Raw genomic sequence first — 17,216 nt, 5'->3', positions numbered from 1 at the left:
TACTTGTTTTAATTCCGCTTTCGCGGAAGCGGACTCTCAACAACCAATAGCCTAGTAACTATCTACATCTATATTACAACGTACAGACCTATACAATTTAATAGATTCAAAACTCTTCTTAACTCTGGTGATATAGTTTTTAATAACATCAGGTTTTTGCTGTCTGTTCATTTTAATAATCACATTTATATTATACAAATTGCGCACACGAGATACAGCAGGAAACTCTGGCCCTAACACCACTACTCCATGTGGTATCTGGTTTAAAGCATCTACGAACCACTGACTAGAATCTAGTGTGGTCTGATAATCTCTATGTTTAAAAGTGATTTTAATTAACCGTTGAAACGGCGGATATTTAAATTGATAACGCTCCTCTACTTGCTCCCTATACATAGTACCATAATCATAAGAACTGACCTGTTGCAAAATCATATGATCTGGATTATAACTCTGTATCAACACTTTGCCTCTTTCTTTAGTACGACCTGCACGACCAGCTACTTGAGTAAGTAATTGAAAACACCTTTCATGCGCTCTAAAATCAGGAAAATTAAGCATAGAGTCTGCATTAAGAACACCTACGAGACTTACATTTCTAAAATCTAGCCCTTTAGTAATCATTTGTGTACCTACCAGACAATCTATCTCACCAGAATCCATTTGATTAATTATCTTTTCATAGGCATTTTTACCTCTGGTAGTATCGAGATCCATACGCGCCACCGTATGATTAGGAAACAACATTCTAAACTCCTGCTCTATTTGCTCTGTCCCAAATCCTTTGGTATCTATAGCTGTACTTGAACAAGCAGGACACTCCTTAGGGACAAATGTGTGGTAACCACAATAATGGCATCTTAACTGACCTTTATATTTGTGATACGTAAGACTAACATCACAATTAGGACACTGTGGTGCGTGTCCACAAGTATCACACTCCATAATAGGCGCATAACCTCTTCTATTCTGAAATAAAATGACTTGCTTTTTATCCTTAAAAGCCTCTGTCATATGCTCAATAAGCGTATCAGAAAAATGACCATTCATTCTTTTACGTTTATGCTTTTCTTTAATATTCACCATATTAATTTCGGGCATAAGAACATTACCATAACGCCTTTTAAGCTCTACCAACTGGTACTTTCCCGTACTTGCATTGTGATAACTCTCTAAAGATGGTGTAGCACTACCTAAAAGAATATTTGCTTTTTTCATGTACCCTAAAACAATAGAAGCATCTCTTGCATGGTATCTAGGGGCTGGATCAAATTGCTTAAAACTACTCTCGTGCTCTTCATCAATAACGATAAGTCCTAATTTTTGAAAAGGCAGCAACATCGCACTACGCGCTCCTATAATAACATAAGGTTCTTTTTGTTCTAGAACATGATGCCAGACTTCTTGTCTTTCATTAAGGTTGTATTTTGAATGATAAACCAACACTTGGTGCTTAAAAAAAGCTTTGAGCCTAGATATCAATTGTGTAGTAAGCGCTATCTCAGGAAGTAAATAAAGTGCCTGATTCCCCTTTTCTAATTGTTCTTTAATAAGCTGCACATATAACTGCGTTTTACCACTAGAAGTCACTCCATGCAACAATACCGTTTTATTAATCTTAAAACTAGATTTAATTTGCGCTAGGGCACTTACCTGGTCTTCATTAAGATTATATAAATCCTGACCATCTTCTACATCATCCTTAACTCGATCTACATCTTTTTCTATCTCTATTAAAATATCTTTATTGATAAGACTTTTAATGACAGTACTGGTCACATTTGCACGCTCAATAAGATCTTTTTTTGCAATATCCTTAGTCGCTCCAGTTTGCATCATGAATAAAGTCATGACAGCATCCCTTTGCTTAGGCGCTCTACTTAACGTATCTAAAAGGGTTTTAAGTGCATCTTCTTCTTTAAAATCCTGATGTAAGTAGATGAATTTTTTCTTTTTTGCTTTATAAGTACTGTAAAGTTCTTCTTGCAAGAGGATCAAGTCCTTATTAATCATTTTTTGAAGTATAGGAAGAACCGTTTTACGGTCCAGAATATCCATTACCTCTTGCACTTTTAATGCATTGCGATTATTAAGAGCCTCCATAACCAAGTACTCACGATCGTCTAGATCTAGTTCTTCTATAGAACCAGAATCTTTCTTGAGTATTATAGTTTCACTTTCTAATAGAAAAGATTTAGGTAACGCCGCCCTCATTACTTCTCCTACAGCGCATAAATAATAAGAGGCTATCCATTCCCAAAATTTGAGTTGACCTGCAGTTACCACCGGCTGCTCATCTATTATAAACTCTATGTCTTTTACCTCATAAGTCGCTGTGTTTTCTTGATGGACTTTATGCACTATACCTGTATAGATTTTTGATTTACCAAACGGCACAGCCACTCGCATTCCAGGTTTAAGAAACTCAGATTCTGCAGGGTTAATAGTGTAGGTAAAAAAGCGCTCTAATGGAAGCGGTAATATGACATCAATGAAGTGTTGCATAAGATGTAAAAATAAGAAGCTCTTTTTACATTTAAAGCCACAGTAAGAAAAATTATATAGTAGTTTTTAATAGTTCCGCTTTCGCGAAAGCGAGACCTCCATCAAAACTATTTACACTATAAATATCACTGTTAAAAACATGTTGAGAAAACTAGATCGATAGCATATACAATTAGAACACAGCTTTACTACCTTTATTAAAACCCTAAAACTATGAATAATCGAGACGAGTATCTAGTCGCATTAAGACCAGAAATACCCAGTATACGTGTAGATGAGCAAATGAGTGAAGAAGAACGTTTTCAAAATGTAACCTTGCGTCCTATCGCAAAATTACAACACGATCTTATCATTGCGGTTTTTAGAAACTACATAAAAAAGCACAAAAATGTCTTTTATGGCCTGACTGCTCATAAACGTATTGATTATATAGAAAACGCAGTAAATAGAGACCAAAAATTTAGAAATTCTCTAAAAGGAATCATGATGGGACATTTTACTATTGCAGAATACAGTACTTACATCACTAATTCTAGCGCATTGAATAAACGCATGATGAATTTAGTACGTGAAAGATTAATAAGTAGTATTCAAGTATTTGAAAAGCCGCAATTAGATTTATAACAGCGATTCTCCGTTTAAATCTGTAGTAAGTACATCTGTCATGTAATCAAGAAATGTACGGCCAGTATGGAAGGATTCTATGACTTTATCCATGAAATCAGGAGATGTAACTTCTTTATCTGTATAGCTTTTCATAAAATAAAAAGCTTTGAACCTAATTAAATCAATGTCTGGGTGGTTTTTATCAAAATTTCTAGGTGCTGTTTTAAGCTGCTCTCCTTGTAATTCTCCCCAACAAGATTTAAATGAAGGGCTAGAAATAATATCTCTCATTTCTTGAGCATCTAATTCTAGCTCTTTTCTTATTCTTAAAAGATCTTCTTTCTCTGGTCCAAAAAAACCTATGCCTATTACATTTTCATTAGGTTTTATACGCATGTAATAACTACCGCGCCTATCTGCTCCTGCTCTTAACCAGTTCACACTGCGATGTGCTTTAAATGGTGTTTTATCCTTAGAGAATCTAATATCTCTATAAATTCTATAGTTTTTTGCTTTTTCGATCACATCGTTTTGATTCAACTCTACCATTACGGCAGCCGTAAAATCCTTAAACTCATTATCTAGTTTTTTAAAATCTGCTTTGCGCTCTTCAAACCATGGCTTGTTATTATTTTGCGCTAGTTCTTTTAAAAATTCTAATAATGCTGGATCTATCATAATAAAGAGACTTTACTTAACAAATGGCAAGTTATTGATTATTTAAAATGTAAGAAGTCTATTTAACAAGTTTGTAATAATAAAAAACTCCTTTCTATACAGCTTAATCACAAGGTGGACCTCTTAAAATCCACCTATTAAAAAATCATAAGTTCAAGAAAAATGATCGCAAAAGAACTGTATCTCGTAAAGACACCTTGCAAGTCATGAGTTTATTTATAAAAAGGGCTTAATTGTTAATAAGTATGTTATGTTACTAATTATATATAAAATATCTTTGTAATTGCAGAACAGACATTGAATACACGTATTTTATGGAGTTCTATTTTAATAATTCCGTTTAATTAAATAGCCGGAATTATCATCACAAAATAACAACACCAAGATGAAATTTATAGTATCTAGTTCATATTTACAAAAACACCTGCAGTTATTAGGTGGAGTAATTAATAACAATAATACCTTACCTATTCTAGATAACTTTCTTCTAGAATTAACAGGTAGTGAGCTTAAGGTTTCTGCCAGCGATATGGAAACTACCATAGTTAGTAAACTAGAGGTAGAAAGTGAAGATGACGGTAGCATCGCCTTACCAGCAAAATTACTTCTAGACACTTTAAAAACATTTCCAGAACAACCATTAACTTTTCATGCAGTAGGCACTATGATTACTGTAAGTCATGATAAAGGTAAATCTGAAATAGCTTGCGCTGCTGCTGAAGAATTTCCTAAAGCAGTAACTATATCTGAGCCTAGCAGTACCACCATAATGGGTGATACACTAGCAACTGCGGTTAACAAAACCATATTTGCAGCTGGTAATGACGATTTAAGACCTGTAATGAGTGGTGTATTCTTTCAGTTTACAAGTGATTCACTAACATTTGTCGCTACAGACGCACATAAACTTGTACGTTATAAAAGAGAAGATATCGCTGCAAGTGAAACTGCAGAGTTTATCATGCCTAAAAAACCTCTTAACTTGCTTAAAGCAATGCTGCAAGGAAGCGAGTCTGAGGTATTAGTAGAATATAATGATAGTAATGCACAATTCAGTTTTGATGGTACAACTATCATATGTCGTCTAATCGACGGAAAGTACCCTAATTACGAGGCTGTTATACCTAAAGAAAACCCTAACAAACTTACTATTTCTAGAACACAACTTCTTAACTCTGTAAGACGTGTTAGCATTTTCTCTAATAAAACAACACACCAGATAAGACTTAAAATGGCTGGTGCAGAGCTTAATATAAGTGCTGAAGATCTAGATTATAGCAATAAAGCAGACGAGCGCCTAACTTGTGACTATCAAGGAGATGATATGCAAATAGGTTTTAATAGTAGGTTCTTAATAGAAATGCTAAATAACCTAACTTGTGACGACGTATCTCTAGAAATGTCGCTACCTAACCGTGCCGGTATTTTAACACCTGTAGATGGACTAGACGAAGGTGAAAACGTAACCATGCTTGTAATGCCAGTTATGCTTAACCAGTAAACTGACATAATTTATAAAAATAAAAAAGGCTCGCAATTTGCGAGCCTTTTTAAGTTTAAAACTATTTCTAATTATGCGTGTTGTAATTCATGTTTTCCTTCACGCACTTCTTCTACCATTTTTGCATTAAACGCATCTAGATCATCTGGCGTCCTGCTAGTGGTAAAACCTTCATCTACTACCACTTCTTGATCTACCCAATTACCTCCAGCATTTTCTACATCTCTTTGTAAAGAAGGATATGAGGTTAATTTACGTCCATTAAGCACGTCTGCATCTATTAACGGCTGTATACCGTGACATATAGCACTTACAGGCTTTTTCTGCTTAAAAAAGGCTTTAATAAACTCTATAGAATCCTTATCCTGTCGCAACTGATCTGGGTTTAAAACACCACCAGGAAGCATTAATGAATGATAATCATTTGCATTTGCCTCACTCACCTGTTTATCTACCTTGTAAGTATCGGACCAGTTATCATTATCCCAAGCTTTTATAGAATCCTTTTTAGGACTTATAATACCCACCTCTACTCCTGCGTCTTCTAGAGCTTTTTTAGGACTAGTTAACTCTATTTCTTCAAATCCGTCTGTGGCTAAAATTGCTACTCTCTTTTTCATGTCTATATATTTGTTTAAATTATTATAGTACAAAGATGAAAAGATAGAAGTCTTTTAAATAACAAGAGCCTGCTAAGATATTCTTAGCAGGCTCTTAAATATGAGATGTTTTTCTTAATTTAACTTAAATAACGATCTCTTATAACATTCTCGTGATGTAAGTTGTGTCCAGCTATTAAAAATGGGATCACTCTTGCGGTCATTATATTTCCACTAGCATTTCCTTTGAATAAGAGAGAATCTGCAGTTACGTTTTCAAATAAAGCTATAGTTGCATTTCTAGTACTCTCTGTTGTTTTTAAAAGTTCCGCTTTCGCGAAAGCGTAATCTCCTAAACTATCAACAAAGACATCTTGATCAAAACCAGATAACGCTGTATCATCACCTCTAAGGAAACGTAATGCACGATATGCAAAGACACGCTCTGTATCAATATTATGCTGGATTACTTGCCCTATAGACCATTTACTAGATTCGTAGCGATAGTCTAGCGGCTTGTCAATAGAATTTATAAAATCCAGTGTTTTATCTAACGACTGTTGCAATACATTATTTATGTTACTCTCTTTATCAACAAGGTTCAAGTAAGTATCAAAATATGAAGTGTACTCGTCAGACGGTATATCTTTTAAATACACCATTATAGATCTTGAAATACTTTGTGTAACAATCTCTTTTTATCATTAATGCTTTCTTCAAGACTAATCATAGTCTCTGTACGACTCACACCATCAATATCATCTAACATGAAGATAATTCTTTTTGCATGAGTTGTGTCTCTAGCACGTATTTTACAAAATATATTGAATTTACCTGTTGTAATATGTGCTACTGTTACAAATGGAATCTCTTTAATTCTACTCAACACAAACTGTGTTGCACTAGTTTTCTCAAGAAAGACACCTATGTAAGCGATAAAGGTATAACCTAACTGGTGGTAGTCTACTGTAAGAGAAGATCCATGGATAATACCAGATTCTTCCATCTTCTTAACTCTAACATGCACTGTACCAGCACTTATACTCAATCTTTTAGCTATATCTGTAAATGGGGTTCTCGTATTTTCTATAAGCACGTCTAAAATTTGCTTATCTATATCATCAATCTTTGCCATAATTAGTCTTTTACTGTCAATTTTCTGCAAAATAAAGACAAAAGCTGATAATAAACTAACAAAATTCGTGATTTCACAAATTATTAGTAAAAAATTTCGATATCCAAAGATTTAGACCTTATTTCTAGGTTTCCTTCAATGATTAAATCGTCATTATAATGAGGGAAATCGTTTAAATCTATTACTCTGTGACCGTTTAAAACATCTTCTCTATTTATACCTATTAATATAGGTACAAAGTAAAGGACACCTTCTTTAACCTGTTCATGGTATTGCACACTTAGTGTCTGTAATCCAGATACCGATCTATAGTTCTTAACTAGAACATCTACATAAGCTTTACTCATATGCGGTATAGAGTTATAAGCATCTACCACATTAGATTCATTTACAACGAGACTATCTTGAATAGTCTTAAAAGCTATTTTTAAAGACTCATACATAAGGTCTGTAACTTGATCTCTAGAATAATCATCTCCAGAATGACCGGCTTCAAATAAGACCGTAGGCACCTGTTTACTGGTCATATAATCACCAACACAATTAATATTAAAGTCATCACTGTATCTACCTATTATACCACTAACCCTATTATTAAGTTGGCCATGGATAGCATTAATAATCTGCATAGACTTTAAACGAGCCTGAGAAATGGTTTTTTCTAAATCTCCTGCAGGGGCTAAAAATGAAATTTGAGCAGGCTGGTCTCCATCTAAAGATCCAAAAATGGTACGCTGACCATGAAGATTAAGACAATAATCTGGAGCAAAATCATCAAAAACAGATCTTAAAATTTGACTTTCTGGCTGAGTTAAATCTATCGCATCTCGATTAAGATCTACATTATTTGCATTTACACGTGTCCACTTTTCAGATCCATCGGGATTTAAAATAGGAATAATATACAATGATATATTTTTAAGTAAACTATTAAAACTATCGCTTTTAAACAGTTTAAAAAGCGCTCTAGTAGTGCTGGATTCATTACCATGCATTTGCGACCACACTAACACTTTAATTTTTCCAGTACCCAATTTTATACCATATACAGAACGTCCATTAACTGATTTACCTATCTCAATATCTGACAAGCTTTTTTGTCCAAGAGTCTCTAAGATCGTTTTTAAAGCATCTTCAAATTGAAGGTAAGAGTAGTATCTAGATAGCATAAATGATAAAAGTTTATAAGAGTTGAAAAATCGCCTATACACAACTGTAATCGGACTGTACAAATGTAAACTCTATACTGTTTTCAAATGTAAACACCGCGCTTGTTACAATTGTAAACAATGTCCAGCCTTAGTCTGTTTACAATTGGAGACATATCAGATGTTGATTAATGTAACAATCGATTCTATTTAGTATATTTTAACAATAACAATATTCTTAATAATCATTTACTACTATTTTTCAGTTTATTATAGCATCTGAAGTAAGGTAATACATTATACATAAGTAACTATGAGTACATAGATACAGATGTAACTTTTTGATATGTTTACAATAATAAACACATTTGTAAACTTGATTTAGTTTACTTTTGTAACCTATGGTGAATTCAGTAGATTTTTCAAAAAGATTGCAAAAAATCATGGATAGAAACGATTTAAACGCTTCATCCTTTGCAGAACGTATTAATGTAGGACGTAGTTCTATCTCTCATATACTGTCCGGTCGTAACAAACCTAGTCTTGATTTTGTAGTAAATACCGTGAAGGAATTTCCAGAAGTAGACCTATACTGGTTACTTAACGGTAAGGGTACTTATCCTAAATCTGACGAGGCTCCTATCTCTCCACCTACAAGAAACAATCCTGCTCCAACACCTTTACAAAAAGAACCCAGCACTACAAAAACAGAACCTATACCTGCAGAGACTAACGACCTGTTCTCTGCTCCTTATACAGACAATAACCCTTTACCTATTAAAAAAAATAAAGGGAAAAATATACAAAAGGTAATTTTACTATATGACGACGGAAGTTTTGAATATTTTATACCATAACTCACCTTCCAAGAATTAACTTTGTGAAAAATTATTACATGAAGTATGCACCTCTATTTTTACTACTCCTATTTTCTTTAACCAGCTGTTATGAAAACACAAGAGACTGTACAGATTTTCAAGTAGGTACTTTTATATGGGAACAAGAAAGTGGTGGTAAACTATTAAAGACAGAATTTACTAGAACCAAAGATTTACAAATCGAGAGATTTGAAAATAAAGTAGACACATCGAGAATAGAGTGGATTAATGATTGTGAATGGAGAGTCATTCCTATCGACCCTAAATCAAATGCAGAAAGTCGTGCATACCTCTTTAAAATATTGACAACTAGCAAAGATTCATATACCTTTGAATTTAAGCAGTCCGGTCGCGACCAGATTTACAAAGGAACTGCCGTTAAACAATAAACAACCCTATATAATGTTAGAAAACATTTTTACCCTACTTATGTTAGTCCTATTACAAGCTGTTTTAGGATTTGATAATCTTTTATACATTTCATTAGAATCTAAGAAAGCTCCTCAGGCAGACCAGAAAAGAGTACGTAAAGTGGGGATTCTTATAGCCATCGTTTTAAGAATCGTTTTACTCTTTGTATTGGTTTCTATTATTGACTTTTTCCAAGATCCTTTTTCATTCTTATCTGGTGGAATAGATGATATCGTGCACTTTGCTTTTAATGGTCATAGCCTTATAGTTCTTGCTGGTGGTGGTTTTATAATCTATACCGCTATTAAAGAAATATGGCACATGATCTCCTCTCCTGATTTATCTATAGGAGAAAATCCAGATGGCAAATCAAAGAAAACCGCAAATGCTGTAATTACTAGTATCGTTATTATGAACCTAGTTTTTTCTTTTGACTCTATTCTAGCCGCTATAGGACTGACTAGTGATATTGAAAACTCTGTAGTAGCATTTATTATTATGGCTATAGCGATAGTATGTAGTGGTTTACTAATGTTATTCTTAGCAGATAGAATTTCTATATTCTTAAACAAAAACAGAATGTATGAAGTACTAGGGTTATTTATACTTTTTATAGTAGGTATCATGCTAGTAACTGAAGGTGGCCATCTAGCTCATCTAGAATTCTTTGGTAATGAAATAGTCCCTATGAGTAAGACGACTTTCTACTTTGTAATCGTAGTATTAGTTATCGTGGATGTCGTACAAGGACGCTATCAAAAGAAGTTGATAGCAGAGAATGAAGCTAAGAACAATATTTCTTCATAAATACTTTTCCATTAAACTAAAAAAGCGTCAGATAGTATCTGACGCTTTTTTTTATGCGATATGATGTTGAGTTATCACACTACTGTCTACCACCTCTAGGCGGCCCCTGACGGTTGCCACCACGTTCTGGCTTGGGTGCATTATTTAATTCTTCTAGACTTATGTAACCATCCTCATTGGTATCTATTTTATCAAAGTCATTTGATAAAGGTCCTTTTACTTCATCTTTAGATAACTTACCATCTTTATTGGCATCCATTTTAGTCATTAATTCTGTAGTTGCTTTAGAAATCTTAGAGTTGGCCGTTTTAGACGCTACTTCATCTTTTGAGCCACATGATGTCATAATAGCTACTGCAGCTGCACAAATAGTTATTTTTAAAATTTTCATAGTTAGAGTGTTTTATTATAATTAAGACTTTTTAATTAGTGTAAAGTTTAAAACAGGTTTGGTATATATTCCGCTTTCGCGAAAGCGAAACTTTAAAATAAAAAAAAGAGCAGTATCTAGGATACCGCTCTTAACTTATATTCAGAAAGAATAAACTTTCATTTTTCTATTTCTTAAAGTTGTTTCAATTCAATAACCTTATTTAAAAGAGCCTCTAAGTCTTCTATTCTTTTATTTTGTTCTTTTATTTTAGAATTGAGCTCTGTTATATACAAGAACTGCTCTTCTATTTTTTCTAAATTTTTAAGTGACGTCTCAGCTACATCTACCGTCATTCCTTGAGACTGTATATCTTCTATAGACTTTACTCCTATTAGGTGACCATTAGCTTTGGTAAAAGACTCTGCCTCTTCTAGAGTTGGAAAATTATAGGTTTTATTAAGATCAGAAGTACCATCATAATACATATCAAAAACATAATCTGCATAGGTAGAATTTGATGCGGTTGCTACAAATTGACGAGCCCTAATAGTTGCTTGTTCTGCACTTACTTCTTTAATATCATTAGATAGCATCAATTGATTATCTTTAGTAACGTTTGCATTTACTCCTAAAGCAATAGATCTATCAAAATTAGATTCAACTTTTGCGTTCACACCTATCGATATTGATTCTGACGTTTTAGTAATAGCTCCTTTACCTATACTTATAGCTCCATTTCTAGTAGCTTCACTCAGGTAACCTATCGATATAGCTTCTGTTGCTGTACTTTTAGCAGCTCTTCCTATCGCAATACCGTCAGTGGTTGCTCTAGAATCATTAGATCCAATAACTGTTGCGTTATTTCCGTATGCAGTAAGACCATTTCCTAACAGCACCGTTTCTCTAAAACCAGTCCCATTAACATCTGAATCTTGACCAATAATTACATTTTCTCTACCTCCAGAAATTGTTTCTCCAGCATTTTTTCCAATAAGAATATTATTAACATTTGATAAAATTTCTAATTGACCTTTATTAGACATTCTAAATATTTCTTGATTATTAACTCTAAAATTTAATTCTACATTGTCCGTTGTACCTATGAAATTTGAATTTGAGGAAAGACCAGAGTTCCCTTCTGTTTGCCATCCATCACCGCTTACACTAGAATTATTAAAGGGTATCCAGTTATCAAGATTGTTATCCCAGTAATAAAATCCTCTTTCATAAAATTGGTTAGATCCAGTTATATTCCTCGTTACATTATCACTTAGATATACTAGCATTGAATGTTGTGCAACTCCAGGGTTCGTATTAGGAAAATTATTTATTCTAGGAATCAACATACCAGTTTCACTGGTCGGAGAACCTGGAATCGCAGCTACTATTTCTAAATCTGCCTTAGGGTCAATGGTATTAATTCCCACCTGTCCAAGACTTAAAAGTGGTATAAATAACAAGAAAGATTTCAATAAAGTTTTCATCTATAAATTTTTAATTCTCTGCAATTTACTGTCCTTTTACACTTTTGGTAAAAAAGAGAATTTATAAAAATAAAGATGGGATTAAACGTGATTTTAATCGGTTGAAATGATCTAATCTCGTCTTTTATCAAACCATTTAAAGACTAAGAAATCGTACAATCAGATAATTGTATTGTATTTTAATAATTCAAAACAATCCATTTTATACTATTTTCATCTTCAAACAGATTGCTTTTAATTAATTGCACGTAAGGTTTGAAACAAAAAAAAAGGACAATATCGATGAATGATACTGTCCTTTTCTCTTTGAGAGAATGAAATCCTTATTTAGATTCTAAAGCCATTATACGTTTCTCTAATTCGCTTACCTTATCTAATTGGGCTTCTAAAGTTTCGATTCTTAGATTTTGCTTATTTATTTTAGAATTAAGTTCTGTAATATATAAAAACTGCTCTTCTAACTTTTCTAAATTTTTAAGAGCCGTATCAGTTACATTAACCGTCATTCCTTGATTCTTAATATCTTCTATAGATTTTACACCTATTAGGTGTCCATTTGCTTTTACAAAAGCTTCTGCTTCTTCTAGAGTTGGAAAACTATATGTTTTACTAAGCTCAGAAACACCATCGTAATAGATATCAAAAACGTAATCTGCATAAGTAGTGCTAGATGCAGTAGCTACATAACTTCTAGCTCTAATAGTTGCCTGTTCAGCACTTACTTCCTTAATATCATTAGATAACATCAATTGATTATCTTTAGTAACGTTTGCATTTGGTCCTAAAGCAATAGATCTATCAAATCCTGATTCAACTCTTGCATTTACACCTATGGAAATTGATTCTGACGTTTTAGTAATAGCTCCTTTACCTATACTTATTGCACCATTTCTAGTCGCTTCACTTAAGTAACCTATTGATATAGCTTCTGTTGCTGTACTCTTTGCAGCTCTTCCTATTGAAACACCATCAGTAGTAGCTCTAGATCCACTTGATCCAATAATAGTTGCATTATCTCCATAAGCTGTTAGACCATTTCCTACCACTACCGTTTCTCTGAATCCTGTCCCATTAACATCTGAGTCTTGACCTATAATTACATTTTCTCTACCTCCAGAAAGTGTTTCTCCTGCTTTTTCACCTATTAAGATGTTATCAACAATAGATAATACTTCTAGTTGTCCTTTGGACGACATTCTGAAAATTTCTTGATTATTAACTCTAAAACCTAGCTCTACATCATCTGTGGTACCGATAAAGTTTGTTCCAGAAGTTAACCCATTATTTCCATTTACTTTCCAGCCTTCAGAAGATGAACTGTTAAAAGGTAACCAATTTCCTAGATTATCATCCCAATAATAAAAGCCTTTTTTATATAATTCATTAGATCCGGTTATATTTCTAGTAATATCTGTACTTAGATAAATTAACATAGAATTTTGCTCAGTGGATGGGTTTACCGCAGGAAAATTAGATATTCTAGGCAACAACATTCCAGTATCACTAGTCGGAGAACCTGGCGCCGTAGCCGTTATATCAAGGTCTGCTTTGGGGTTTATAGTATTTACACCTACTTGTCCTATACTTAAAAAAGGTATTATTAGAAGTATAGCTTTTAATACAAATTTCATTTTTTGAGATTTAATAGCATGCAAACTTACAGCACAGACTAAGTAATCTCTGATAATCAAATTAAAAAAAAACATAAAAACGTTAATATGTTAATTTAACAGTTTAAATCACTAATAATAAGTGTATTCCTACTTTTAAAGCTAGATAAAAAACCATTTTAAATTATTTTTTACTCAACAATTGATTCTGCTCCTTCATTAACTCTTTTAAATCATTAAGTAATTCTATATCCTTAGGAGTTACGACTTTCTTATTTTTAGGATCTTGAGCATTATTACGTAACCTATTCATTAATTTTATGACTATAAAAACCGTAAAACCTATTACTAGAAAATCTATGCTCACATTTACTAGCTCTCCATAATTTATTGCTATTTCTTTAGCCCGATCTCCGGTAGCTCCTTCAATAGCTTCTCTTAAAACATACTTTTTATCTTCATAATTTACTCCATCTGTTAAATAAGATAAGGGTGGTAATAGCACTTTCTTTACAAGAGTTTGCACTACATTATTGAAGGCTGTACCTATTATGATACCTACCGCCATATCTATCATGTTTCCCTTAACTGCAAATTCCTTGAATTCTTTTAATAACCCCATTAATGTAAGTGTTTTATAAGTTGTAATTATCTCGCTTTCGCGAAAGCGGTATTGAAATAAAAAAAGCGATAAATATAGAATTTATCGCTTTTAAAAATTTTATAATAATCTTAAAATAAAATAGACTGTCCAGTATCATCTATTTCAGGATCTGGAGCATTAGGATCTTTAGGAACATCACTATCAGTAGTATCCCTTTTAGGAGTTATTTCTTCCTCAACGACCTCTTCTGGAATAGCCTCTACTGGTGTAAAAGGTATGGGATCTAATAAATTTATTTGCTTTACTTTAGCCTTAGTAAGCATATTTCCTTGGGCAGCTATTCCTTTTATAGCAATAAATTCTTCTAGATTGATCTCTTCATTATCAGGTTGTTCTTTACCTCTAGGCTTGTTAAAAACAAGTTCGGCCATGGGTTTATAATCTGTCGAGACTACTTCTAGATACGACCCTTCATGATCTGGAATAAAGGACTCTTCACGTTCTTCATTTTCCATTAAAAAACGTTTTACATAATACAAATCTCGCTCTCCATTAAAATAAATAGCGGTAAGTGGTTTATTAGGTATCCATTTTTCTAGAACTATCGTATCGTCGTCAAATCTTGCTGTAACCTCAGGAATAATAGTTTTAATAATACCTTTTTGAGTTATAATCAATAAACGATCTTCTCCTCTAAATTCACCTAATAACTCACCTCTTCCATCTACGTTAAGACGTTGCACTGTATCATCAAACCATATTTTACGTGGTTTTAATGTAGAAACTCCTTCTTCTTTAAGATCTACTCTTTTGATATTATACTTAGTTACTAGATTACCTTTTGAAGAACGACCTTTAATTAAGATGTCCGAAAAATCTATATCCCACTTGATCTTCTTGATGCTACCTTGCTGCCTTAGGCTTACCGTCACCACCTCGGCCTCACCATTAGGGTTTGCACTAAAATAATGCATGAGCGAACCTTTATCTGCCTTACCCATAGGATATTCACGATCTCGAGTAACACTAGTTACTGCAAATCTTTTTATATAACTAGGTCCTGTTTTACCATCTCTATAAATGACATTATATATGGTACGCTTATCTTTTTTCTTAAAAACAGCTACATGAACGATGTTTTTACCTATAAAAGTTTTTGCATCTACTTTAGTAACCATCATAGTTCCTTCTTTTGTAAAGCATATGATGTCATCAATATCAGACACATCGCCTACATACTCATCTTTCTTAAGTGCCGTACCTACAAAACCTTCTTCTCTATTCACATAGAGCTTTGTACTACGTATAATCACCTTAGAAGCTACGATGTCGTCAAAGGTTTTTAATTCTGTTTTACGTTCTCGACCGTTACCATAATCTTTTTTAAGTTTAGCAAAATAATCAATAGCAAAATCGATCAAATGCTCTAGATGGTGTCTTAACTCTGCAATGCGGTCTTCTAAAGCATCTATTTTTTGTTGTGCTTTATCTATGTCAAATTTAGAAATACGTTTGATACGTATCTCTGTTAATCTTGCTATATCTTCTTCGGTAATTTCACGTTTTAAATGACCTATATGAGGTTTTAAACCTCTGTCTATGGCACTTAAAACACCTTCCCAAGTTTCTTCCTCTTCTATATCTCTATAGATACGGTTTTCAATAAAAATACGTTCTAGTGATGCAAAGTGCCATTGCTCTTCTACCTCATGTAGTAATATTTCTAATTCTGCTTTTAGTAATTCTACAGTATGGTCAGCACTGCGTCTCAGCATTTCTGACACACCTACAAATAATGGTTTGTTATCTTCAATTACACAGCTTAAAGGAGAGATACTCACCTCACAGTTAGTAAATGCAAATAAAGCATCCATAGTTTTATCTGGAGATAAACCTGCTGGTAAATGGATCATAATCTCCACGTTTGCAGCCGTATTATCTTCTATTTTTTTGATCTTGATCTTTCCCTTCTCATTTGCTTTAAGAATAGAATCTATCAAAGAACTAGTCGTTGTGGAAAAAGGGATTTCAGTAATAACAATACTATTCTTTTCTGGAGAATGCATTTTTGCACGCACGCGTACTTTTCCACCTCTTAAACCATCATTATAATTAGAGATATCTGCCTCTCCACCAGTTGGAAAATCTGGATAAATTTTAAAGCGCTTACCTTGTAAATGCTTTATAGAAGCATCTATTAATTCATTAAAGTTGTGTGGTAAGACCTTTGTAGATAATCCTACGGCGATTCCCTCAGCTCCTTGGGCAAGTAAAAGCGGAAATTTTACAGGTAAATTAATAGGTTCTTTACGACGTCCATCATAACTAGATTGCCACTCGGTAATTTTAGGATTAAAGAGTACTTCTAGACCAAATTTTGATATACGGGCTTCTATATAACGAGATGCTGCAGCAGGATCTCCAGTAAGGATATTACCCCAGTTTCCTTGCATGTCTATCAACAAGTCTTTTTGACCTATTTGCACCATCGCATCACCTATACTCGCATCACCATGTGGGTGGTACTGCATTGCGTGCCCTACTATGTTTGCTACTTTATTATAACGACCGTCATCTAAATCTTTCATAGACTGCATGATACGACGTTGTACTGGTTTAAAACCATCTTCTATAGCAGGTACAGCTCGTTCTAGAATAACATAACTGGCATAATCTAGAAACCATTCTTTGTACATGCCCGTGACACGTGTTATGGTTTCTGTAGATTGCTCTTCTACGTTTTCTCCTAAATTTTCTAACTCTTCGTTTTCTTCACTCATAGGACACTAGTCCGTTATCAGTTAATTCTCTTCAGTTAATTAATAACTGTTTATTCTATTATCGTTCCGCTTTCGCGAAAGCGGAATTAATTAAACC

16 protein-coding genes are annotated in these 17,216 nt (G+C 33.5%); 5 read left to right on the top strand and 11 right to left on the bottom strand.

Features of this window, described 5'->3' with window-relative positions; translation table 11 throughout:
- Positions 1-51 precede the first annotated feature (51 nt).
- The gene (gene priA / locus LY01_RS10905; protein ID WP_104515889.1) at positions 52-2,505 is read right to left on the bottom strand and encodes a replication restart helicase PriA; all 2,454 of its coding nucleotides are present in this window, start codon (positions 2,503-2,505) and stop codon (positions 52-54) included.
- A gap of 213 nt (positions 2,506-2,718) precedes the next feature.
- Between priA and LY01_RS10900 the strand changes: the two genes are divergently transcribed.
- Entirely contained in the window at positions 2,719-3,129 is a 411-nt protein-coding gene (locus LY01_RS10900) for a glyoxalase (protein WP_104515888.1), read from the top strand.
- Here the strand turns inward: LY01_RS10900 and LY01_RS10895 are convergent.
- A complete protein-coding gene (locus LY01_RS10895) occupies positions 3,124-3,789 on the bottom strand; it encodes a DUF2461 domain-containing protein (RefSeq protein ID WP_104515887.1) in 666 nt (221 codons plus the stop codon). The two genes, LY01_RS10900 and LY01_RS10895, sit on opposite strands and share 6 nt — an antisense overlap.
- A gap of 385 nt (positions 3,790-4,174) precedes the next feature.
- Here LY01_RS10895 and dnaN point away from each other — a divergent pair, with 385 nt between their 5' ends.
- Complete coding sequence (dnaN, locus tag LY01_RS10890; protein ID WP_104515886.1) at positions 4,175-5,290, top strand: DNA polymerase III subunit beta; 1,116 nt, start codon at positions 4,175-4,177, stop codon at positions 5,288-5,290.
- 71 nt (positions 5,291-5,361) lie between these two features.
- Here dnaN and LY01_RS10885 read toward each other — a convergent pair whose 3' ends face one another.
- The 4 genes from LY01_RS10885 to LY01_RS10870 all read right to left on the bottom strand — a co-directional run bounded on the left by LY01_RS10885 (position 5,362) and on the right by LY01_RS10870 (position 8,193).
- Positions 5,362-5,910 carry a type 1 glutamine amidotransferase domain-containing protein gene (locus LY01_RS10885; protein WP_104515885.1) on the bottom strand — a complete coding sequence of 183 codons (549 nt, stop codon included), beginning with the start codon at positions 5,908-5,910 and terminating at the stop codon, positions 5,362-5,364.
- A gap of 119 nt (positions 5,911-6,029) precedes the next feature.
- The gene (locus LY01_RS10880) at positions 6,030-6,551 is read right to left on the bottom strand and encodes a DinB family protein (protein WP_104515884.1); all 522 of its coding nucleotides are present in this window, start codon (positions 6,549-6,551) and stop codon (positions 6,030-6,032) included.
- Positions 6,551-7,024, bottom strand: a complete 474-nt coding sequence (locus LY01_RS10875; RefSeq protein ID WP_104515883.1) for an Lrp/AsnC family transcriptional regulator — start codon at positions 7,022-7,024, stop codon at positions 6,551-6,553. The genes LY01_RS10880 and LY01_RS10875 overlap by 1 nt, the downstream gene beginning before the upstream one ends.
- Before the next feature lie 83 nt (positions 7,025-7,107).
- Positions 7,108-8,193: a M14 family zinc carboxypeptidase gene (locus LY01_RS10870; protein WP_104515882.1), complete on the bottom strand. Its 1,086-nt coding sequence runs from the start codon at positions 8,191-8,193 to the stop codon at positions 7,108-7,110.
- A gap of 380 nt (positions 8,194-8,573) precedes the next feature.
- Between LY01_RS10870 and LY01_RS10865 the strand changes: the two genes are divergently transcribed.
- Genes LY01_RS10865 through LY01_RS10855 form a run of 3 tightly spaced genes read left to right on the top strand, consistent with a single transcriptional unit; the run spans position 8,574 to position 10,268 of the window.
- Positions 8,574-9,029: a helix-turn-helix domain-containing protein gene (locus LY01_RS10865; RefSeq protein ID WP_104515881.1), complete on the top strand. Its 456-nt coding sequence runs from the start codon at positions 8,574-8,576 to the stop codon at positions 9,027-9,029.
- 38 nt (positions 9,030-9,067) lie between these two features.
- Positions 9,068-9,439 carry a DNA topoisomerase IV gene (locus LY01_RS10860; RefSeq protein ID WP_104515880.1) on the top strand — a complete coding sequence of 124 codons (372 nt, stop codon included), beginning with the start codon at positions 9,068-9,070 and terminating at the stop codon, positions 9,437-9,439.
- A 13-nt stretch (positions 9,440-9,452) separates the two neighbouring features.
- Positions 9,453-10,268 (top strand): TerC family protein, encoded by an 816-nt coding sequence (locus LY01_RS10855; RefSeq protein ID WP_104515879.1) that lies wholly within the window; start codon positions 9,453-9,455, stop codon positions 10,266-10,268.
- Positions 10,269-10,347: 79 nt separating this feature from the next.
- Here the strand turns inward: LY01_RS10855 and LY01_RS10850 are convergent, their stop codons facing one another.
- The 5 genes from LY01_RS10850 to LY01_RS10830 form a co-directional block, all read right to left on the bottom strand.
- On the bottom strand, positions 10,348-10,659 hold the full coding sequence (locus LY01_RS10850) for an EF-hand domain-containing protein (RefSeq protein WP_245890704.1): 312 nt from the start codon (positions 10,657-10,659) through the stop codon (positions 10,348-10,350).
- A gap of 173 nt (positions 10,660-10,832) precedes the next feature.
- Entirely contained in the window at positions 10,833-12,125 is a 1,293-nt protein-coding gene (locus LY01_RS10845) for a hypothetical protein (RefSeq protein WP_104515878.1), read from the bottom strand.
- Positions 12,126-12,448: 323 nt separating this feature from the next.
- The gene (locus LY01_RS10840) at positions 12,449-13,756 is read right to left on the bottom strand and encodes a hypothetical protein (RefSeq protein WP_146080418.1); all 1,308 of its coding nucleotides are present in this window, start codon (positions 13,754-13,756) and stop codon (positions 12,449-12,451) included.
- A gap of 163 nt (positions 13,757-13,919) precedes the next feature.
- Positions 13,920-14,357, bottom strand: coding sequence for a large-conductance mechanosensitive channel protein MscL (gene mscL, locus LY01_RS10835; RefSeq protein WP_104515876.1), 438 nt, complete (start codon positions 14,355-14,357; stop codon positions 13,920-13,922).
- Positions 14,358-14,467: 110 nt separating this feature from the next.
- Entirely contained in the window at positions 14,468-17,119 is a 2,652-nt protein-coding gene (locus tag LY01_RS10830; RefSeq protein WP_104515875.1) for a DNA gyrase/topoisomerase IV subunit A, read from the bottom strand.
- Between the last annotated feature and the right edge of the window lie 97 nt (positions 17,120-17,216).

The sequence above is a fragment of the Nonlabens xylanidelens genome (assembly GCF_002934445.1).
GTDB classification, from domain to species: domain Bacteria; phylum Bacteroidota; class Bacteroidia; order Flavobacteriales; family Flavobacteriaceae; genus Nonlabens; species Nonlabens xylanidelens.
Note: the sequence above shows the minus strand (reverse complement) of the source record. Positions and strands in the feature narration are given on the sequence as shown.